The 21,023-nt window shown below is 65.8% G+C and carries 15 protein-coding genes; 12 read left to right on the top strand and 3 right to left on the bottom strand.

The window, feature by feature from the left end; genetic code table 11:
• Positions 1-62: 62 nt before the first annotated feature.
• Positions 63-3,773, bottom strand: a complete 3,711-nt coding sequence (locus RT460_RS11970) for an indolepyruvate ferredoxin oxidoreductase family protein (protein WP_313319185.1) — start codon at positions 3,771-3,773, stop codon at positions 63-65.
• A 173-nt stretch (positions 3,774-3,946) separates the two neighbouring features.
• Here RT460_RS11970 and RT460_RS11965 point away from each other — a divergent pair, with 173 nt between their 5' ends.
• The 3 genes from RT460_RS11965 to RT460_RS11955 all read left to right on the top strand — a co-directional run bounded on the left by RT460_RS11965 (position 3,947) and on the right by RT460_RS11955 (position 6,681).
• Positions 3,947-4,585: a tetratricopeptide repeat protein gene (locus RT460_RS11965; RefSeq protein ID WP_313319184.1), complete on the top strand. Its 639-nt coding sequence runs from the start codon at positions 3,947-3,949 to the stop codon at positions 4,583-4,585.
• A gap of 93 nt (positions 4,586-4,678) precedes the next feature.
• A complete protein-coding gene (locus RT460_RS11960; RefSeq protein WP_313319183.1) occupies positions 4,679-5,593 on the top strand; it encodes an AEC family transporter in 915 nt (304 codons plus the stop codon).
• Between the two features lie 68 nt (positions 5,594-5,661).
• Complete coding sequence (locus tag RT460_RS11955; RefSeq protein WP_313319182.1) at positions 5,662-6,681, top strand: hypothetical protein; 1,020 nt, start codon at positions 5,662-5,664, stop codon at positions 6,679-6,681.
• Positions 6,682-7,503: 822 nt separating this feature from the next.
• On the opposite strand, the gene RT460_RS11950 is transcribed toward RT460_RS11955, so the two are convergent.
• A complete protein-coding gene (locus RT460_RS11950; protein ID WP_313319181.1) occupies positions 7,504-8,985 on the bottom strand; it encodes an AAA family ATPase in 1,482 nt (493 codons plus the stop codon).
• Between the two features lie 129 nt (positions 8,986-9,114).
• Between RT460_RS11950 and RT460_RS11945 the strand changes: the two genes are divergently transcribed.
• From RT460_RS11945 to RT460_RS11925, 5 genes are read left to right on the top strand one after another with little or no spacing between them, the layout of a single operon-like run.
• Positions 9,115-9,747, top strand: coding sequence for a ParA family protein (locus RT460_RS11945; protein WP_313319180.1), 633 nt, complete (start codon positions 9,115-9,117; stop codon positions 9,745-9,747).
• A gap of 18 nt (positions 9,748-9,765) precedes the next feature.
• On the top strand, positions 9,766-10,242 hold the full coding sequence (locus tag RT460_RS11940; protein ID WP_313319179.1) for a histidine phosphatase family protein: 477 nt from the start codon (positions 9,766-9,768) through the stop codon (positions 10,240-10,242).
• Between the two features lie 4 nt (positions 10,243-10,246).
• Positions 10,247-10,816, top strand: a complete 570-nt coding sequence (locus RT460_RS11935; protein WP_313319178.1) for a YceI family protein — start codon at positions 10,247-10,249, stop codon at positions 10,814-10,816.
• On the top strand, positions 10,813-12,786 hold the full coding sequence (locus tag RT460_RS11930; protein ID WP_313319177.1) for a phospholipase D family protein: 1,974 nt from the start codon (positions 10,813-10,815) through the stop codon (positions 12,784-12,786). Before RT460_RS11935 ends, RT460_RS11930 begins: the two co-directional genes overlap by 4 nt.
• A 25-nt stretch (positions 12,787-12,811) precedes the next feature.
• Positions 12,812-13,240 (top strand): hotdog fold thioesterase, encoded by a 429-nt coding sequence (locus RT460_RS11925; protein WP_313319176.1) that lies wholly within the window; start codon positions 12,812-12,814, stop codon positions 13,238-13,240.
• A 230-nt stretch (positions 13,241-13,470) separates the two neighbouring features.
• On the opposite strand, the gene RT460_RS11920 is transcribed toward RT460_RS11925, so the two are convergent.
• Positions 13,471-16,041: an EAL domain-containing protein gene (locus RT460_RS11920; RefSeq protein WP_313319175.1), complete on the bottom strand. Its 2,571-nt coding sequence runs from the start codon at positions 16,039-16,041 to the stop codon at positions 13,471-13,473.
• 201 nt (positions 16,042-16,242) lie between these two features.
• On the opposite strand from RT460_RS11920, the gene RT460_RS11915 reads away from it, so the two are divergent.
• Genes RT460_RS11915 through RT460_RS11900 form a run of 4 tightly spaced genes read left to right on the top strand, consistent with a single transcriptional unit; the run spans position 16,243 to position 20,836 of the window.
• On the top strand, positions 16,243-17,034 hold the full coding sequence (locus RT460_RS11915; RefSeq protein WP_313319174.1) for a lysophospholipid acyltransferase family protein: 792 nt from the start codon (positions 16,243-16,245) through the stop codon (positions 17,032-17,034).
• 54 nt (positions 17,035-17,088) lie between these two features.
• Positions 17,089-18,081, top strand: a complete 993-nt coding sequence (locus RT460_RS11910; protein WP_313319173.1) for an alpha/beta fold hydrolase — start codon at positions 17,089-17,091, stop codon at positions 18,079-18,081.
• A 59-nt stretch (positions 18,082-18,140) separates the two neighbouring features.
• Positions 18,141-20,210 (top strand): tetratricopeptide repeat protein, encoded by a 2,070-nt coding sequence (locus tag RT460_RS11905; RefSeq protein ID WP_313319172.1) that lies wholly within the window; start codon positions 18,141-18,143, stop codon positions 20,208-20,210.
• A gap of 14 nt (positions 20,211-20,224) precedes the next feature.
• Positions 20,225-20,836: a YbhB/YbcL family Raf kinase inhibitor-like protein gene (locus RT460_RS11900; protein WP_313319171.1), complete on the top strand. Its 612-nt coding sequence runs from the start codon at positions 20,225-20,227 to the stop codon at positions 20,834-20,836.
• Positions 20,837-21,023: the final 187 nt, after the last annotated feature.

The following is a 21,023-nucleotide window of genomic DNA, read 5'->3' as shown; positions in this document are numbered from 1 at the left end:
CTCAAGCCGCGCAATGCAACCCATAGGTTGCATTGCGCATAGGCAACGTATCGGTTGCCTGCTCAGGCCATCTGCACGATATGCAGCGCCTTCGGATTACGCCACGTCGCCAGCAAGGTCGCTTCGCGCGCCTTGGCTTCGTGCAGGTGCGCTTCCTTGACGTGGCCGTAGCCGCGGATGTGCTCGGGGATGCTGGCGATATCCACCGCCAGCGCCAGACGGTGCGCATCCAGGCCGCTGATCAGTTCCTGCAGGGTCTTTTCGTAGTCAGCGATCAGCTGGCGTTCGCCGCGGCGTTCCTCGGTGTAACCGAATACGTCGAACCGGCCGCCGCGCAGGCCCTTGAACCTGGCCAGCAGGCCGAAGGCCTTGAACATCCACGGGCCGTATTCCTTCTTCTGCAGCTGGCCCTGTTCGTCGCGCTTGGCGAACAGCGGCGGGGCCAGGTGGAAACGCACCTGGTAGTCGCCTTCGAACTGCTCGCTCACGCGCTTGATGAAGTCGCCGCTGGTGTAGAGGCGGGCCACTTCGTACTCGTCCTTGTAGGCCATCAGCTTGAAGAAGTAGCGCGCGGTGGCTTCGCTCAATGCGGTGCTGCCCGGGATGGCCTGCTGCTCGGCCTTGCGCACGGTGTCCACCAAGGCGCGGTAGCGGTTGGCGTAGGCGGCGTCCTGGTAATCGGTGAGGAAGCTGCTGCGGCGGGCGATCAGTTCGTCCAGCGAACGCGACAGGTGAGCGTCGTCCAGCGAGGCGAATGCGGCTTCACCGGTGGTGCGGCTGGCGGCCGGCAGGCCACGCACGTCTGGCTCGTTGCCGGGGTTGCGCGGTGCCGACGGTGCGCCGGCTTCGCTGCCTTCCCACTCGCCCGGCGGCAGTTCGCGCAGTGCGTGCGGCTTGCGCTCGGCATCGGTCGGTGCGTTGTGGACCAGGCCGGCGGCCTGCTGCACGGCCTGCGGATCAATCGCGGCCAGGCGGCCCCAGGCGAACGCGGTCTGGTTCATGCTCACGGCGGCGCCGTTGAGCTCCACCGCGCGCATCAGCGATTCCAGCGACAGCGGCACCAGGCCCTGCTGCCAGGCGAAGCCGAGGATGAACAGGTTGGAGGCGATGGCGTCGCCGAGCAAGGCGGTGGCCAGCTGGGTGGCGTCGAGCAGGATCGGGTCGCGCCCGCCCAGTGCCAGCTTCACCCCGGCAATGATGTCGGCGGCCGGGAACTGCATGTCCGGGTGGGTGGTGAAGGTGCCGGGCATCGCTTCGTAGGTGTTCAACACCACCTGCGAGCGCTCGCCGCGCACCTTGGACAGCGCCCAGTAGTCGTTGACCACCACCATGTCGCAGCCCAGCACCAGGTCGGCTTCGCCGGCGGCGATGCGCACAGCGTGGATGTCGGCCGGGCTGTTGGCCAGGCGGATATGGGTGGTGACCGCGCCGCCCTTCTGCGCCAGACCGGTCTGGTCGAGCACGCTGGCACCCTTGCCTTCAAGGTGGCCGGCCATGCCGAGCAACGCGCCGATGGTGACCACGCCGGTGCCTCCAACGCCGGTGATCAGGATGTTCCAGGGCTGCGAGAAATCGGTGCGGAAAGTGGGCGCCGGCAGGTTGTCGAGCAGGCTGGCGGCACTGCTCTTGCTGCCCTTGCGCAGCTGGCCGCCGTGCACGGTGACGAAGCTCGGGCAGAAGCCGGTGGTGCAGGAGAAATCCTTGTTGCAGTTGGACTGGTCGATGTCGCGCTTGCGCCCGAACTCGGTTTCCTTCGGCAGCACGGAGACGCAGAAGCTCTTCTCACCGCAATCGCCGCAGCCTTCGCAGACCAGCGAGTTGATCATGGTGCGCTTGGCCGGGTCGACGATCTTGCCGCGCTTGCGGCGGCGGCGCTTCTCGGTGGCGCAGGTCTGCTCGTAGATCAGGATGCTGGTGCCCTTCACCGTGCGCAGGTGCTGCTGCACGCTGTCGAGTTCGGCGCGGTCGTGGAACTCCACGTCGGACGGGAACTCGTGGCGGCGCGACTTCCACTTCTGGATGTCGTCGGACAGCAACACGATGGTGTACACGCCTTCCGAACGCATCTGGTGGGCGATCTGCGGCACGGTCAGGGTGCCGTCCACCGGCTGGCCGCCGGTCATCGCCACCGCATCGTTGTAGAGGATCTTGTAGGTGATGTTGACGCCAGCGGCGATGGCCTGGCGGATCGCCAGCGAGCCGCTGTGGAAATAGGTGCCGTCGCCGAGGTTCTGGAAGACGTGTTCAGTGTCGGTGAACGCGGCTTGGCCGGCCCAGGTGACGCCTTCGCCACCCATGTGGGTGAAGGTGTCGGTGTCGCGGTCCATCCACGTCACCATGTAGTGGCAGCCGATGCCGGCCAGCGCACGCGAGCCTTCCGGCACCTTGGTGGAGGTGTTGTGCGGGCAGCCGGAGCAGTAATGCGGCACGCGCGGGAACTGCGCGCGCGGCAAGGCCATCTCGGCTTCCTTGACGTCCATCCAGCGCAGGCGTTCTTCAATGGACTCGGTGTTGAAGAAACGCTGGATGCGGCGGCCGATCACGCCGGCAATCGTGGCCGGGGTGAGCTCGCCGGTGGACGGCAGGATCCACTCGCCCTGCTCGTCGTACTTGCCGACGATGGACGGGCGCGCGCCCCAGTTGGCCGGCCAGTTGTAGAAGTATTCCTTCATCTGCCGCTCGATGAAGGCCTTCTTCTCCTCCACCACCACGATGTCTTCCAGGCCGCGGGAAAATTCACCGATGCCCTGCGGTTCCAGTGGCCAGGTCATGCCCACCTTGTAGACGCGGATGCCGATCTCGGCGCAGGCCTTTTCGTCCAGGCCCAGGTATTCCAGCGCCTGCAGCACGTCCAGGTAGCTCTTGCCGGTGGTGACGATACCCAGCCGCGCGCGCGGCGAATCCATCACCACCTTGTCGATGCCGTTGGCGCGGGCAAAGGCCTGCGCGGCCTTCACCGCATAGCGGTGCAGGCGCATTTCCTGCTCCAGCGGCGGGTCCGGCCAGCGGATGTTGAGACCGGCGGCCGGCATCTCGAAATCTTCCGGCAGGATGATCTGGCGGGCGAACGGGTTGACGTCCACCGAGGCCGAGGATTCTACCGTCTCGGCAATGGTCTTGAAGCCGATCCAGCGGCCGGTGTAACGGCTCATCGCCCAGCCGACCAGGCCCATGTCGAGGATGTCCTGCACGCCGGCCGGGTTCAGCACCGGCATCATCGCGCTGACAAACTCTTCTTCGCTGCCGTGGGGCAGGGTGGAGCTGCGGCAGGCATGGTCGTCGGCGGCCAGCGCCAGCACGCCGCCGTGCTTCGAGGTGCCGGCGGCGTTGGCGTGCTTGAACACGTCGCCGCAGCGGTCCACGCCCGGGCCCTTGCCGTACCACATGCCGTACACGCCATCGACGTTGGCACCGGGGAACAGGTTGGTCTGCTGCGTGCCCCAGACCATGGTGGCGCCCAGGTCTTCGTTGAGGCCGGGCACGAATTTCACCTTGGCCGCTTCCAGGTGCTTGCGCGCACGCCACAGCTCCAGGTCGAAGCCGCCCAACGGCGAGCCGCGGTAGCCACTGATGAAGCCGCCGGTATTCAGGCCGGCGGCGACATCGCGCTGCTGCTGCATCAGCGGCAGGCGTACCAGCGCCTGTACGCCGCTCAGGTAGATGCGGCCATCGGTACGCGTGTACTTGTGCTCCAGCGTGTAATCGGTATCACGCACACCGATCAGCGGGTCGTTGGCGGAAGCAGGCGAGGTAAGTTCGGCAGTACTGGTCATGGCTGGCCCATTGCAGGATCGGCTGGCAGATAGAGCCATCGGCAGGCCGATGGCAGCCGGCGATTGTAGCAGTGGGGGTTTCACCAACCTGTGCAGATGCAGTCGCGCGCCGGGCCCGGAGCAGTTAGGATCAACCTCAAGGTGGGGGCTAACTGTTTTAGGGGATTGCAGTCATGGGGGTTAAAGGGCGCGTACTGGCCGGCGTGATCACGCTGGCGGGCCTTGTGTTTTCCAATGCGCAGGCGCAAAGCCTGCCGAACATCAACGAGTTCTATTTCGACGAAGACGCGGCGGCCAAGCCGATCCACGCCGTGCCGCCGCAGCAAGCCGATGCTGTCGATCAGCTGATGAAGCTGCGCGAACGCGGCCGCAAAGGCACGGAAGCTACCGCGCAGTTGGCCAGCATCGCCTATGGCGATGGCCGCGCCGAACTGGGTGCCAAGCTTTACCAGGAAGCCTTGGCCAGTGTGTCCGATGCCTCGGTGCAAGCGCGCAGCCTGCGCTGGAACCAGGGCTGGGACTTGTACCGCCAAGGTGACACGGAGGCAGCGCTGGGGCTGTGGTTGAAGGCTTCCGAAGGGACCCGGGGCAATCCATCGTGGCTGCCGCAAACCCTGGCACTGGCGCTGTGGAAGTTGGGGCGCAAGGACGAAGCCTTGGCCTGGTATGCGGCCGCTGTGCGTACCGAGCCACAGCAATGGAACGATGCGGCAAACTTTCCGCAGTTGTTGCCGTTGTGGAACGATGGCGAGCGCGCCTTGCTGACCGAAGTGCAACAGGCTTGGGCAGCCAACCCGCCGGCCTGGCCCTGATAAACAATCGTCATGAGGCCTGCCGGCGAGTGCGGCAGGCCGTGTCGATGATGTGCGGTTTGCAGTTGCCTTCCAGCAGGGCATGCTTGCGGCATGGCGTTTGATGCTTTCGCACTGATACTGGCCATGCTCGCCCTGGGCATGGTGTTCGCACGGCTACGGGTGTTCCCGGACAATGCCGCCGACGTGCTCAACAAGGTGGTGCTGTACGTCTGCCTGCCAGCGGCGGTGCTGACCTATGTGCCGCGCCTGCAGCTGGACACATCGCTGCTGGGCATCATGCTCACGCCATGGCTGCTGATGCTGCTGACCCTGGGCCTGGTCAGTCTGGCCACGCGCCTGTTCCATTTCGATCGGCAGGTGCACGCGGTGCTGTTGCTGTGCGTGGCGCTGTGCAACTCCAGTTTCATCGGCTACCCGATGGTGCGCGCCTTGCTGGGCGACCACGCCTTGCCCTACGCGGTGGTCTACGACCAGTTCGGTACGTTTGTGTTGCTGTCCACCTTCGGCCTGTACGTGTTGGCCCGTTATAGCGGTGACGCGCCGCCCAGCGGTGTGCAGATACTGCGCCGTATCGCGATGTTTCCGCCGTTGTGGGCCTTGCTGTTCGCCCTGTTGGTGATGCCTGCCGAGCCGCCAAGCTGGATTGCATCGGCATTGAAGAACCTGGCCGATGCCATGCTGCCGCTGGTGATGTTGGCGGTGGGGCTTACCATCCAGCTGCGTTTGTCGCGTGCTGAATTGGCGCCGTTGGGGGTGGGGCTGTTGCTCAAGCTGGTATTGCTTCCGGCAGCGGCACTGCCGCTGTCCTGGGCATTCGGCCTGCAAGGGGAAATGCTGCGCGTCAACGTGCTGGAAACAGCGATGCCGACGATGATCACCGCAGCCGCGCTGGCCATCTCGCACCGGCTGGCACCGCGGCTTGCGGCAGCGATGGTGGGTTATGGCATTGTGCTGTCGCTGCTGACCTTGCCGGCATGGGTGTGGGTGCTGGATCGGTTGGCCTGATATAGATGCGCCGGATTTAAGATCGCGCGGGGCATTAGCCCCATCCATTTCCAGGAAGGAGTTGGTTGATGAAGGGCAACAAGGCAGCTGTTCTTTTGCTTGGCGCATTGTTGTGGGCCCCCGGCATTCTCAAGGCATCGGCCATCACTCCGCCAATGGTCGAACCGGGTGCGCTCGACTTCACTGCGCCGCTGGTGCAGCGGGCCAATGAACTGGCAGCGACGCGAAAGCCACTGGAGTTGTTGATTGCCTCGCTGTTGGCCAAGCCGGCAGAGGCGTCGGCAATGGCCAGCCCCTCTTCCACGCCCAGCCAAAGCGATGCTTGGCTGGCCCAGGCAATCGCTCTGGGTAGTGATCAGCCGGTGATCGCGCGTGCCGCGGTTAGCCGATGCATCAGCAGCGGGCAGTGCGACATCCCTGTCGCAATCAATACCCTTCGTACTCAGGAGGCCGACGATGCGGTCGCCCAGCTATTGCTTTGGCAGATGGCTGTGAGGGAAGGGGACGCAAGTGCTGCCGCCAGTGCCTGGGCGCGTGTCGCGCAGGCAAGTCGTGTTGAGGACGAATACGCGCAGTATCTGGGGTTACTGGACCGCATGACCATTGGCATGCGATTGCCGATAGAAGGCGCGGATCCGGGCATGGATCCTGACGAACCCCGCCAGACGATGCTGTATGCCCTGGCCGCGGCACTGACGGTGACCTGGTTGGCACCTGTGCATCGCGAGTGCCCGGCAACGAAGGGCGTTGTTCCCAAGCAGGGATGCCTGCGGCTGGCAGCACTGATGGCGGACAGTACTTCTGCACTGGTCAGCAGCTTCGGCATCAGCAAGATGAAAGGCTACGCGCTGGACGAGACAGAACAGAAGCGCTGGCAGGAGCGTAAACGCCAACTGGATTGGCTTATCCACAGTGCCGCAGCACTGCAAGGGACGGGATCGAACGCAACGCCCACGGAGGCGCAGCACTATCTGCGCTGGATCAGCGAAAACGGCGAGCTGCCTGCGATGCGTCAGCTGTTGGCCGTGCATGGTGTGGCGACCCAACCGCCGACGGACTGGCAGCCGTCCTTGTTGGCACCAAAATAGGGACAAGGAATCACGCGTCCTGCCGACCGGCCGTACGCACGGAGAGGTTCTGCGAAGTGTTTACGGTGTAGCCCGGGTAAGCGCAGCGCACCCGGGAAATCGGTCAGCAAGCAGCGCTGCGAGTGTGGGGATACCGGCGGCTTTGAGCGGTTGGCCATCTGCACGCGTATAAGGCTCCCGGGTGCGCTGCGCTTGCCCGGGCTACGAAGGTGCCGGGATTTCCAATCTCTCGGCGGCTTACAGATTATTGGTGAGGCCCCTGCCGAGCATGGCTCGGCACTACCGCGTTGTTCGCGCTCTTCTGCGTAGCGGGTGAAGAGACTTGCTTGCTGCGGCTTGATGAGAAAACGAAGTCCCCGTAGCCCGGGTAAGCGCGGCGCACCCGGGAGATTGGGGAGCAAGCAGCGCTGCAAGCGTGGGAATACCGGCGGCTTTGAGCTGTTGGCCATCTGCACGCGTATAAGGCTCCCGGGTGCGCTGCGCTTACCCGGGCTACGAAGGTGCCGGGATTTCCAATCTCTCGGCGGCTTACCGATTATTGGTGAGGCCCCTGCCGAGCATGGCTCGGCACTACCGTGTTGTTCGCGCTCTTCTGCGTAGCGGATGAAGAGACTTGCTTGCCGCAGCCTGATGAAAAAAGCGAAGTCCCCGTAGCCCGGGTAAGCGCAGCGCACCCGGGAACTCGGTCAGCAAGCAGCGCTGCAAGCGTGGGAATACCGGCGGCTTTGAGCGGTTGGGCATCTGCACACGTATCAGGCTCCCGGGTGCGCTGCGCTTACCCGGGCTACGAAGGTACGTGGGTTATCGATCTTTGGCGGGTGCTCAATCCGCCGGTACGGTGCGCTCGCGCGCCCATTCGCGCAGCGACTGCACCTGCTCGGCCATCAATACCGACAAGGGCCGGGTGTTGCGGATCTCGGCCATCAGCAGTTCGGTGTCCAGCGGCTTGTTCTCGGCATGCGCCGAGTACAAGCCTGCCACCACCGCCTGTTCGATTTCGGCGCCGGAGAAACCGTCGCTGGCAGCGGCCAACGCTGGCAAGGCAAACAGCTCCGGCTGCAGATGCCGGCGCGTCAGGTGCAGCTGCAGCAGCTCGACGCGGGCGTCGGGCGAGGGCAGGTCGACGAAGAAAATTTCATCGAAGCGGCCCTTGCGCAGCAGTTCGGCTGGCAATTCATGCACCTGGTTGGCGGTAGCGACGATGAATACCGGCGACTTGCGCTCGGCCATCCAGGTCAGCAGGTAGCCCAGCACTCGCCGCGATACGCCGCCGTCCTCGCCGCTGCTGGCCAGGCCCTTCTCGATTTCGTCGATCCACAGCACGCAGGGTGCCAACTGCTCGGCCGAGGTCAGCGCGTCGCGCAGGTTCTTCTCGGTCTCGCCGTGGTACTTGTTGTACAAGGTGCCGAAGTCCAAGCGCAGCAGTGGCACGCCAAAGCCGGCGGCAGTGGCCTTGGCCAGCATCGACTTGCCGCAGCCCTGCACGCCCAGCAGCAACATGCCCTTGGGCGGGTCCAGGCCCGGTGGGGCATTGCCGGAGACGAACACCGCCCGGCGCTGCTCGATCCAGCGCTTGAGCCGGCGCGCGCCGGCGACATCGTCAAAGCGCGCCGAGTCGTATTCGTAATGCAGGTTGCCGCTGCGGTTGAGCAGCTCGAACTTGAGCTTGGCCAGCTGCGGCAGGTCATCGGCCTGCAGGGCGCCGTCTGCATAGATCAGCTGGCGGGCAATGCGGCGCGCGTCGGTCAGGCTGAGGCCGCGCAGGTTGCGCAGGATCTGCTGCACGGCCTGCTGGTCTACCTCCACCCGGCGGCCGCCGTTCTCGTTGGCATAGGCGCTGGCTTCCTCGCGCAGCATCTTCAGCAGGGCGTTGGCGTCGGGCAGGCGCGGGTTGAAGCGGGTGGCCAGGGCTTCCAGCTCGGCCGGCAGCTCGACCTTGGTGCCAACCAGCACCAGTACGTGCGGCTGGCTGTGGCGGCGCTGGATGATGTCGCGCAGCAGCCGCTGGTGGCTGGCGTAGCCCAGGTAGGGGTGGAAGTCCAACAGCAGGTAGATGCCGCGCTGCTCGGCCTCCTGGATCATGCGCAGGGCCGAGCTGGCATCGGGCGGGCCAGAGGCCTCGTCCTCGCGGTCCATGTCGATCCGGCGCAGGCCTTCGGTGATCGTCCAGCGGTACAAGGCCCGCCAGACGTTCATCAGCGCCTGCCGGAACAACTCGACGATGCGGCCCTCGTCCTGCGTTTCGATGACGATCAGCGGGGTATTGGCGCGGATCAGTGCGGTGAGGTCCTGCAGTTCGCTCATGGTGGTTCCATCGCCTGGCCGCACACGATAGCAAAGCTGGGCTGCCGGTCACGCCCATCACCTGATGACTACCTTTGGCAACACGGCGCGGTGTACGCTGCGGGCAAGACCCGCGTAAACGAGGCGTGCATGAAGACGATCCTGGTAGCCGGCTCCAAAGGTGGTGTCGGCAAAACCACCATCGCCACCCATCTGGCCGCGCATTCGGCCTTGTCCGGCAAGGCAACGGTGATTGCCGATGCCGACCCGCAGGGGTCCAGCACGCGCTGGGCCGAGCGCCGCTCCGGCCTGGAGAGCGCGGTATTACCAGTGGACGTGCACCGCAAGAAGAACTGGGAAAAGCTCATCCCCGACGGGGCCGAGCAGGTCATCGTCGATGCCCCGGCCGGCGCCTATGGCGAGGATCTGGAACGCTTCATCGATATCGCCGATGCCGTGGTGGTGCCGGTGCTGCCTTCGGCGCTGGATATCGAAGCCATCGTCGGCTTCCTCAACAGCCTGGCCAAGATCAAGCGCATCCACTCGCGGGCGGTGCCGGTAGGGCTGGTGCTCAACCGCACCAAGCCGTGGACGCAGACCTCGCAACAGGCCCGGCAGATGCTGGCGCAATGGCCGTATGACGTTGTCGCGCAGCTGCGCGACAGCCAGAGTTATGTGGTGATGGTCGGGCTCGGGCGCAGCCTGTTCGACTATCACTCTGCACAGGTACGCGAGCACCAGCAGGACTGGGAGCCGCTGCTCAAGTGGTTGAACAAGGTCTGACAGGAGTACTACCCGACCATGCGTGAATTGATCCTGCTGCGACATGCCCATGCCGAACCGGCGGCCAATGGCCAAGCCGATATCGACCGGCCCCTCTCACCGCATGGCCTGGCCGAGGCCGAGGCTGCCGGCCGTTGGTTACAGGAACAGAAACTGGTGCCGGACCGGGTGCTGTGTTCACCCGCGCGGCGCACCCGCGAGACGCTCGAGGCGGTGCTGGAGCGCACCGGCTACGTCGAGCAGCGTCTGGAAGAACGCATCTACGAGGCCGCCCCCGGCACCCTGGCGGCATTGCTGGACGAGCACCGCGAGGTCGAGCGGCTGCTGGTGGTAGGGCACAACCCGGGCCTGGAGCAGTTGGTGGCCTTGATGCACAGCGGCCAGTCCGGCGACTACCGCGGCATGCCGCCGGCATCGGTGGCGGTGCTGTCGCTGCCGATGGAGGCCAGCATAGAACCGGGCATTGCCCGCCTTGCGGCGTTCTGGTGGCCGTAAGCCGATGCAGTTGGTGCGGTATGCCCTGCTGCTGGCGCTAGGCATCTGTGCGGGCTCGGCCGTTGCGGCCGAGCCCTTGCCTTTTGACACGGCGCAGTCGCGCTTTGGTTTTGAGATACGCACCCGGCTTGGGCAGCGGGTGGAAGGGGTGTTTCCGCGGTTCGAGGGCTGGATCACCGAGCTGCCGGACGGTCGCCACCAGGTGCGCCTGCGCATGTTCACCCAGTACGTCGAAATCCCTGGCAAGCCGCGTTACACCAGTTGGATGCGCGGCGATGAATTTTTCGATGCCGCGCGCTATCCGGTGGTGGAGTTCGACTCCGACCCCTATCTGCCGGGCGTCACCGAGACCGGCGGGCCGGTACCCGGCCGGCTTTCCATCCGCGGCATCAGCCGCCGCGAGACCATGTTCCTGGGCAAGCCTGAATGCGAGCGACCCGGCTATGATTGCGACCTCGTCAGCCGCGGCACCGTTTCCCGGAGCCTGTACGGCATGGACGCCTGGCAGATGGCCCTGAGTGATCGTGTGATATTCGTACTGCGTACGCGCCTGAAAAGCGCCCCCAAACCGTGACTTCCTTCGTCCGTTTCCTGCTGATGCTGGCGGTATTGCTGGCCAGTGGTTGTGCCTCCCTGTCGCAGCAGCAGCGCGACCAGGCCCAGGGCATTGCCGTGGCGGCACGTTCGACCGTGGTCGACTGTGACCGCGCCGATCGCTGCGCGCTGGACTCACCGCTGCGCGCGTTGGGTGGCCAGGCCATGGCCGAGTCCACCGCGCAGGCTCCGCGGCACTACGCCACCATCCTGGATGAGGGTGAGCTGTCGTTGGTGGCACGGCTGAACCTGATCCGCAGCGCCACCCGCAGCATCGATCTGCAGACCTACATCTTCGATACCGACGACAGTGCGCGCATGGTCATCGATGAACTGCTGGCCGCTGCCGGGCGTGGGGTGAAGGTGCGGGTACTGATCGACCAGCTCTCGGCGATCTCCGACGTGCACATGCTCAGCGCGCTGTCCGGGGCGCACGCCAACTTCGAGCTGCGTGTCTACAACCCGGCCTTCGGCAAGGCCAAGCTCAATTACCTGGACTATGCCGGCAGCGTGTTGTGCTGCTTCCGGCGCTTCAACCAGCGCATGCACAACAAGCTGCTGGTGATCGACGACGTGCTGGGCGTGGTGGGTGGCCGCAACTACCAGGACGACTACTACGACTGGGACCGCGAGTACAACTTCCGCGATCGTGACGTGATCGTCGCCGGTCCCGAAGTGCGTGAGATGGCCAGCAACTTCCAGTCGTTCTGGGATGCGCGGCGCAGCGTGCCGGCCGAGCGCCTGAACGACGTGGGCAAGGCGCTGCTGCGTGGCGGCGTGCCGGCCATGCCGCAGGCGGCCTTCCTGCATCCCGAGCGGATCGAGCGGGTGGACGAGGAAGCGTCCGATCCGGAATTCATCACCCAGGCCTTCGTCACCCCGGCGTTGCCGGTGCAGTCGGTCAGTTATGTTGCCGACCTGCCGCGCAAGCATCGTCGTGAGCGCGACGACGACCCGCTGGACGGGCAGCACCTGACCGAACCCCGGCTGGATGCGTTGATTGCCTCGGCGCAGAGCGAGGTGCTGCTGCAGACGCCCTACCTGGTGCTGTCCAAGCCAGCGCAGAAATTGTTCAAGGACCTGCGCAAGCGCGAGCTGCCGCCGCGCGTGGTGGTGTCGACCAACAGCCTGGCCGCCACCGACAACCCGATCGTGTATGCGCTGTCCTACAAGTACAAGCGCCGCAACCTGCGCGAGTTGGGCTTCAACATCTACGAGTACAAGCCGTTCCCGTTGGATGCACCGGTGGACTACCGCCAGTTGCTGCCGCCGGCATTGGAGGGGCTTCCGGCGCGCTCCGAGCGCAATCGCGTGATCGGTGGCAGCGCGGCCGGCAGCAATGTGCGCGGCAGTGGTTCCGGGCGCAGGGCATCGGTCAACGGCAGTGAAGTCGAGCGCGATGTACTGCGTACCGAGACGCGGCCATCGTTCCTCGGTACGCGTGCGGTCAACCGGCCCTTGCCGGTGACGCGTACCGGCGCGCGCATGGGCCTGCATGCCAAGTCGATGGTGGTGGACCGCCGCATCGCCGTGATCGGTACCCACAACTTCGACCCGCGCAGCGAAAACTACAACACCGAAGGCGCGGTGATCATCGAGGACCCCCGGTTTGCCGAGGCGCTTGCGCAGAGCATCCTGCGCGACGTCGACCCCGACAATTCCTGGGTGGTGGCGCCGCGCGAGAAGGCACCGGTACTGTCCGGGCTGAACTACAGCATCGGCAAGGCCTCCGAGGCGCTGCCGGTGCTGGACTTCTGGCCCTGGCGCTATGCCACCAACTACGAATTCAAGCCCGGCCCCGAGTGTCCGCAGCCGCTGCGCCGCCAGGACCCGCGTTTCCACGCCTGCTACGGCTCGGTCGGAGATTTCCCGGAAGTGGACGTCGGCCCGAAGTGGCTGCTGGTGCGCATGCTTACCGCTTTCGGCGCCGGGCTGGTCCCGATCCTGTAACCCTTGTCACTTCCAGGTACATGTCATGTCCCGAGTATTCCGCCAACCGGTCGACCTGCAACAGGTCAACGCACTCAGCCGCGACACCCTGATCGATCATCTGGGCATCGTGTTCACCGCGGCCGGTGAGGACTGGCTGCAGGCAACCATGCCGGTGGACCAGCGCACCAAGCAGCCCTATGGCTTGCTGCATGGCGGCGCCTCGGTGGTGTTGGCCGAGACCCTGGGTAGCAGTGCCGGCAACCTGTGCGTGGATCCGTCGCAACAGGTCTGCGTCGGGCTGGAGATCAATGCCAACCATCTGCGTGCCGCACGCAGTGGCGTGGTGACGGGCACCGCACGCGCGCTGCACGTGGGCCGTACCACCCAGGTCTGGGAAATCCGCATCGAGGACGAGGCTGCCAAGCCGGTGTGTATCTCGCGGCTGACCTTGGCGGTTGTGGCCAAAGGCTAGGAACCAGGGGTCAGGAACCAGCAACCAGGGGGTGGAGCTGGGAGCTGAAAGCATCCCTCCCCAGCCTTCGCCTTGGCTTCGGCAAAGGGAGGGGGCGACGGTGCGGCTCGCCGCCTTTGCGTGTGCTTCGCTCCTTGCCGTTGCTCCTGCTCTCCCTCCCTTTGCCGTAGGCAAGGGGAGGGTTGGGGAGGGGTTGGCGCTTGCTTCCGCACTTGCCCTCCGGCAGCAAACTAGACCGGCACTGCTGCCGGCAGATGTTCGCGCACCCACTGCGCCAATGCCGGCGCCGGCAAGGCCGGGGTGAAATGAAAGCCCTGTGCGATCTGGTAGCCCTGTGCGCCCAACAGGCGCAGCTGCTCGGCGCTCTCCACGCCTTCGGCCACTACTTTCAGTTGCAGGCTTTGGCCGATGTGGGCAATGGCCTGGGTCAGGGCGCTGGCAACCTTGTCCGCTTCGATGCCATGCACGAAGCTGCGATCGAGCTTCAGTTCGCTCACCGGTAGCTGGCGCAGGTAGCTGAGGCTGGAATAGCCGGTGCCGAAGTCGTCCATCGACAGACGCACGCCCAGCGCATGTACCTGACGCAGCACCTGCAAGGTGGTGGGGTCACCGTCCAGCAGCACGTCCTCGGTGATCTCCAGGGTCAGGTCCGAGGCCTGCAGGGTCTCCTGGCGCAGGATCTGCCCGATGGTTCCCGGCAGGCTGGGATTGTGGAAATTGGTCGGCGACAGGTTCACCGACACGGAAGGCACTTCCAGCCCGTCATCACGCCAGCGACGTAGCTGCTGGCAGGCTTCCTTCAGCGCCCAGCGGCCCAGTTCGCCAATCAGGCCGGCTTCCTCGGCCAAGGGAATGAAACGGATCGGCGGCACGCTGCCCAGGCGGGGGTGGTGCCAGCGCGCGAGCGCTTCGACACTGTGCAGGCGACCGTTCTGGATATCGATCTGCGGCTGGTAGTGCAGCTGCAGCTGGCCCTGTTCGAGGGCCTCGCGCAGGGCTGCTTCCAGCGCCATGCGCTCCTGTGCGCTTTCGTCCATCTCGCTGCTGTAGAAGCGCACCCGGTTACGGCCGTTGTGCTTGGCCTGGTACATCGCCACGTCGGCGTGGTGCAGCAGCGCGTCCATGGTCGTGCCATCGTGCGGGAAGACGCTGATGCCGATGCTGGCCGACGGCCGGATCTCCACCTCGCCCAGCTGCAGGGATTGGCCCAGCAGGCGCAGGATCCGCTCGCTGCGTTCGGCGGCGGCAGCCACGTCGCAGGGGTTGAGCAGCACCACGAACTCGTCACCGGACAGCCTGCCGACGATGTCCATCGGCCCGGTTTCCTCCTGCAGGCGGCGTGCCACCGTGCGCAGCAGTTCATCGCCACCAGGGTGGCCAAACGAGTCGTTGACCTGCTTGAAGCGATCAAGATCGATGAACAGCACGGCCAGCAGCTGCCCGTTGTGGCCGGCGGCACTGATTGCCTGGTCGGCCTGTGCATGCAGCAGGCTTCGGTTGGGCAGCCCGGTCAGGTCGTCGTAGAACGCCAGGCGACGGATGCGGTTGCGCGCTTCCTCGCGTTCCAGCGCCAGCGAACACAGGTGGACGATGACTTCGACCAGTCGCCGCTGGAAGCTGTCCGGCTCGTGCGGCTCCCGGTAATAGAAGGCGAACGTGCCGAGCACCCGGCCATCATTGGCCTTGATCGGGGTCGACCAGCAGGCGGCCAGGCCATGTTGCAGGGCAAGCTCGCTGATGCCTTCCCAGTTGGGGTCGGTGGCGATATCGCGTGCGACCACCATCTCTCCGGAATAGGCGGCGGTGCCGCAACTGCCGGTACGCGGCCCCACCGGTACGCCGTCGACCAGGCGGTTGTACGCATCGGGCACGCTGGGCGCGGCCAGCGTGCGCAGCTTGCCGTCATCCACACGCAACACCGAGCACAGCACCTGTGGCGCGATCTTCTCCACCTCCAGGCACATCATCTGCATCACCTCGACGGTGGGCACCTCGCGCACCATCGCGTCCAGCATCTTGTGCTGCAGCACCTCATGCACCTTGGTGCGGGTGATGTCCATCAGCACGATGACCAGGTTCACCAGCGCGCCGTAGTCGTCGAAGATCGGGTTGGTGCTTACCGAGCACCATAGCGGCTGGGCGTTCTTGCGGAACAGGCGCTCATCGGCGCGGACCGGTTGGCCTGCAAGCAGGCGTGCGCGGTAGGCCTCGATCTGCTCGTGCGAGAAGCGCCCCGGGGCCAGCAGCTCGGGCACGAACTGGCCCATGGCCTCGCTGTCCAGGAAGCCGAACAGGCGGCGGAAACCCTTGTTGACGTGGACGATGTTGCCGTCGCCATCGGTGATCAGTACCGCACTCTGGGTCTCGTCGAAGCCCAATGACAACAGCCGCTCGCGGGCCTGCGCCTCGCGCCGGGTGGTGACGTCGGTGATCAGCGCCATGCGCAGGTCGCGGACGTCGCTGGTGACCTGCGACAAGGTGGTGCTTATCCAGCAGCAGCTGCCATCGCGGCGTATCAGCTGGACGTCATGCGGTGCAGCGGCCAGCTCCTGCACGCGGTTGCTGGCGCCCGGGTAGCGGCGGGTGTCATAGCGCTCGCGCATCGCCTCCGGTGCCAGGATGCCCAGGTTACGGCCCACGATCTGGTCCCGCGGCCAGCCGGAAATGCGTTCCATGGCACGGTTCACGTACAGGATGGTGTTCTGCTCGTCGAACAGGATTACCCCGCTGCTTACCTGCTCAAGCGCAGCCGGGAAAAACTGCAGGACCTCCTCGGCTGGCAACAGCAGCTGCCGATCCATTTCTCCGCTCCCCTGAACGTTGGACACCTGTTTTACACATTTAGTGGACACCAAATGCGTAAGAAACCAGACATACATGTAGGAAACCCCCGCTCCCACACGATATTGTGGCCCAGCTCACTCTTTTGCCGAGTATGCGCGTAATGGTGAGCCAGTAGGGCGCGCTGGCGGAAGCCTTGCCGCATCCGGTATCGTGCGCGGATGACTTCCCCCCGACCCGCCCACCAGGGCGGTGTGGCTCGCGTGTTCCGCTACCTGTACCGCGCCCCGCTGCTGCTGGTTCACATCGTCCTGTTTCTGCCGCTGATCCTGCTGCTGATGACGCCGCCGTTGGGACGGCTGGGCAGTGCCGCCGACCCATTGGAGCACCGTGTGGTGCGCTGGTGGTCGGGGTGGCTGATGTGGATTTTCGGTTTCCGCCTGCAGCGCTATGGCCAGCCTTTGCCTGGCCCGGTGTTGTTTGTCGCGAACCACGTCGGGTGGGTGGATATCTGCATGATCCACAGCCAGAAGATGGTCGGTTTTGTCGCCAAGCGCGAGATTGCCGGCTGGCCGGTGGTGGGCTGGCTGGCGACCCGGGGCCACACCATTTATCACCAGCGCGGCAATACCGAATCGCTGGGCGGGGTGATGGACGAAATGGTCAAGCGCCTGCAGGAGCAGCGGCCGGTGGCTGTGTTCCCGGAAGGCCGCACCCGTGGCGGCCACGAAGTGGGTCCGTTCCATGCCCGCATCTTCCAGGCGGCGGTCGAAGCCAACGTGCCGGTGCAGCCGGTGGCGCTGCGCTATGGCGTGCGCGGCGACGCGCAGACCATGGTGGCGTTTGGCCCCCACGAAAGTTTCTTTGGTAACTTCCTGCGCTTGCTGGGCGAGCCAGCGCGTCGTGCCGAAGTGCACTTCCTGGAGCCGATCGGCAGCCACGACCTGGAAGGCCGCCGGCGCATCGCCGAGACCTCGCGCGCGCGCATCGTGGCGGTGATGGAAGGCCCGTGAGCCGATGCCCATGCTGCCCGCCACCGCTGGTCTGGCAGTCCTGGCAGTCGTGCCATGTTGATCGCGGCCAACTACCAGCCGCCACGCTGGCTGCGTAGCCCCCACCTGCAATCCATGTTGGCCTCCAGCCGGGTGCGTCTGCGCCGCGGCGAGCAGTTGCTGGCCAGCAGCGGCGCGCTCACCCGTGAGCTGATCCTCGACGGTGGCGATGGGGTTCGTCTGCAGGCCTGGCATAGCCAGATCCCGGGCATCGCCCCGGTCGGACTGGCCTTGCTGCTGCATGGCTGGGAGGGCAGCGCCGAGTCCAGCTACATGCGCATGACCGCGGCACGCATGCTGGAGCGGGGGTTTGCGGTGGTCCGCCTGAACTTCCGTGACCACGGCAACACGCATCATCTCAACCCTGGCATCTTCCATTCCTGCCGCATCGACGAAGTGGTCCATGCCGCTGCCGACGTGGCGCGGCGTTTCCCGGATCTGCCGATGGTCGCTGCTGGCTACTCGCTCGGCGGCAATTTCGTGCTGCGCCTGGCGCTGCACGCGCCGGCGGCAGGGGTGCCGCTGCAGCATGTGGCATCGGTCTGTCCGGTGCTGGACCCGGCCATCACCATGGACAGCATCGAGCGTGGTCCGGCGATGTACGACTGGTATTTCCGTCGCAAATGGACCGGCTCGCTGCGACGCAAGCGCGCCTTGTTTCCCGAGCTTGCGGACTGCGACGACCGGGTGCTGAAGCTGGATATCCGGGCGCTGACCGATTGGCTGGTGCAACGGCATACCGACTTCCCCACCTTGCAGGACTACTTCGACGGCTATTCCATCGCTGGAACAAAACTGGCCACCCTGCAGGTGCCGGCGGACATTCTGATGGCCGCCGACGATCCGGTGATCCCGTTCACTACCTTCGACGACTGGCAGTTGCCCGCGCAGGCCAGCCTGCAGATCGCGCGCTGGGGTGGGCACTGCGGATTCATCGAAAACCTGCGCGGCGATGGCTTCTCCGAACGCTGGGTAGCGCAGCAACTGGCCCAGGCCGTCGCCCGCTGAACCGTGGCCGGGCGGCCATGCCCGCTACAATGCGTTTTTTGCACCGACGCTGGACCGCCATGCAAGACACCATCATCGAAGCCCTGCGCCGCAACGCGGCCGACGAGGCTGTGACCCTGGCCCGTGATTGGGTCGCCGCCGAGCCGAAACAGGCCCAGGCCCACCGTTGGTTGGCGTTGGCCCTGCAGCAGCAGGGCCAGCTGGACGACGCCCAGGCCAGTTTGGCGCAGGCGCTGTCGCTGGCGCCCGAGGATGCCGCGCTGCACCTGCAGCACGCAGGCCTGCTGCTGGCCCAGCGCCAACTGGGCGAAGCCGGACAGGCGCTGGAGCGCAGCACGACGCTCAACCCCAACGAGTTCTCGGCCTATGTGATGCAGGCGCATCTGGCTTTGGGCCGCAACGATACCGACGAGGCAGAGCGCCTGGTTCGCCTGGCCGAACGCGTCGAACCTGACAGCCCTGAACTGGGCACGTTGCAGGGCATGGTCGCTCTGCGCCGTGGTGACCTGGATCGCGCCTTGGCGGTACTGTCAGCGGCAGCCGCCCAGCAGCCCAACGATCCGCGGGTGCTATATGCGCTGGGCTTTGCCTACATGGGCAAGGACATGCTGGCGTTTGCCGAGCAGGCGTTCCGGCGGGTGCTGGAGCTGAGCCCTGACAATTTCAGCCTGCGCGGGCTGCTGGTGCAGCTGGCGCTGCGCCAGGGGCATCTGGATCGTGCGGCCGAAGTCATGCGCGACGTGCTCGCCTCGCCGCAGGGGGAGTCCCCCGGCATGCACCGCCTGGCGGCCGAACTGGAATTGGCCTCGGGCCAACCGCAGCAGGCGCTGGAGTACCTGCGTCCGCTGTTGGCCGAGGTGCCCGGCGACCGGGGCGTGCTGCAGATGCTGCTGGTGGCCTGGCAGCGGCTCGGACGTGATGAAGAGGCGCGCAATGACCTGGAGGCCGCGCTGCAGATCCACACCCAGCTGCACGATCTGTGGCTGGCGCGCCTGGCCGTTGCCCAGGTGGGCAGCGAGGAGGCGGTGCAGGTGGTTGAGCGTTGGATCGAGGCGATGCCCGATCACGTTCCGGCGCTGGAAACGCGCATGAGCCTGCATGACATGAACCAGCAGCACGACGAGGCCGAGGCCATGGCCCGTCGCATCGTGGCGCTGGAGCCGGGCAGGCTCAGCGGTGAGCAGCGCATCGTCGAGGCCTTGCTGGTGCGCGAGCCGGCGGCCGCCGTAGCCCACATCCAGGCCTTGCTGGACAAGGCACCCGAGCCGGCGCGCGCGCAGTTGCGCAGCTGGCTGGGAGCCACCCAGGATCGCGCCAACGATCCAGTGTCCGCGGTAAGCACCTGGCTGCAGGTGCACAACGAACTCGCCCCCAGCCGCCTGCCGCTGCCGCAACAGGCCAAGGCACCGGCGGAGTGGCCGGCGATGGGTGAGATTGCGGACGAAACGCGGGTGCGTCCGATATTCCTGTGGGGCGCGCCGGGCTCGGGCGTGGAACGTGTGGCCACGGTGATGGCTGCGGGTAGCCGCGTACTGCGTGGCGACCGGTTCGGGCCGACACCGCCCGCTGACGCCTTCCAGAACTTCCTGACCTTACAGCGCCTGGCTACCGACGTGCTGACCCCGCAGCAGCTGGTGGAACAGTGGCGCGAGCAGCTGCCGGCCCGTGGTATCGAGGATGGCAACATCATCGACTGGCTGTTGTGGTGGGACAACGCGCTGCTGTGGGCACTGCGGCCGCAGCTGCCCGAAGGCCGCCTGGTGGTGGCGCTGCGCGATCCACGCGACATGTTGATCGAATGGCTGGCGTTGGGTTCACCGGCGCCGCTGGCAGTGCCGTCATCGATGGACGCGGCCCAATGGTTGGCGCGCGCGGTGGAGCAGGTGGCCGAGCTGCACGAAGGCGACCTTTACCCGCACCTGATCCTGCGTACCGATGACGCGGTCAACGACCCGGCGGCGATGGGTGCGTTGCTGGAGCAGGCATTCGGCTTGCGTTTCCCGCCGGTGCGCAGCCTGGGCCCACGCACCATCGACGCCGGTCATTGGCGCAAGTACAGCAAGGCGCTGTCGGCCGAGTTTCTGTATCTCACCCCGGTCGCGGTCCGACTGGGCTATCCCGAAGTCTGATCCCAGGAGACACGATGAAACTGGACAGCCAGAGTTTCAGCAACGCCCAGCCGATTCCTGCCGAGTTTGCCGCCGGCAAGGCCGATGGCTTCGCCGACAACCGCAACCCGCAGCTGGCCTGGCGCGATGTGCCCGCCGGCACGCGCTCGTTCGCGCTGTTGTGCGTGGACCCGGACGTGCCGACCGTGCCGGAGCTGGTCGGTCGCGACGACGTCAGCATCCCGCTGGAGCAGCCGCGCGGCGACTTCGTGCATTGGGTGATGGTGGACATCCCCGCCGAACTGCGGGAGATCGCTGCAGGCAGCTGCAGCGATGGTTTCACCGCGCACGGCAAGGCGCAGCCGGCTGGTCCGGCCGGCGCGCGCCAGGGCATCAACGATTACACCGGTTGGTTTGCCGGCAATGCGCAGATGGCGGGAACCTACTACGGCTATGACGGCCCGTACCCGCCGTTCAACGACGAGCGCCTGCATCGTTACTTCTTCCGGCTGTTCGCGCTGGATGTGGAGCGTCTGCCGGTGGAGGGTGCGTTCACTGCGGCCGATGTGCACCGTGCCATGCACGGCCATGTGCTGGGCGAAGCGGCGATCCACGGCACCTATACGCTGAACCCAAGGCTGGCCTGAGCGACACATGTAGCGCCGAGCCATGCTCGGCAGGGGCTTTCCCGCCAGTGCCTCAAAGCGACCCTCTCCCCAACCCCTCTCCCGGAGGGAGAGAGGCTGGAGCGGTAGCGCCGAGCCATGCTCGACAGGGAGTTTCCCGCTAGTGCCTCAAAGCGACCCTCTCCCCAACCCCTCTCCCGGAGGGAGA

The organism is Stenotrophomonas sp. (assembly GCF_032061965.1).
Classification (GTDB): domain Bacteria; phylum Pseudomonadota; class Gammaproteobacteria; order Xanthomonadales; family Xanthomonadaceae; genus Stenotrophomonas.
Note: the sequence above shows the minus strand (reverse complement) of the source record. Positions and strands in the feature narration are given on the sequence as shown.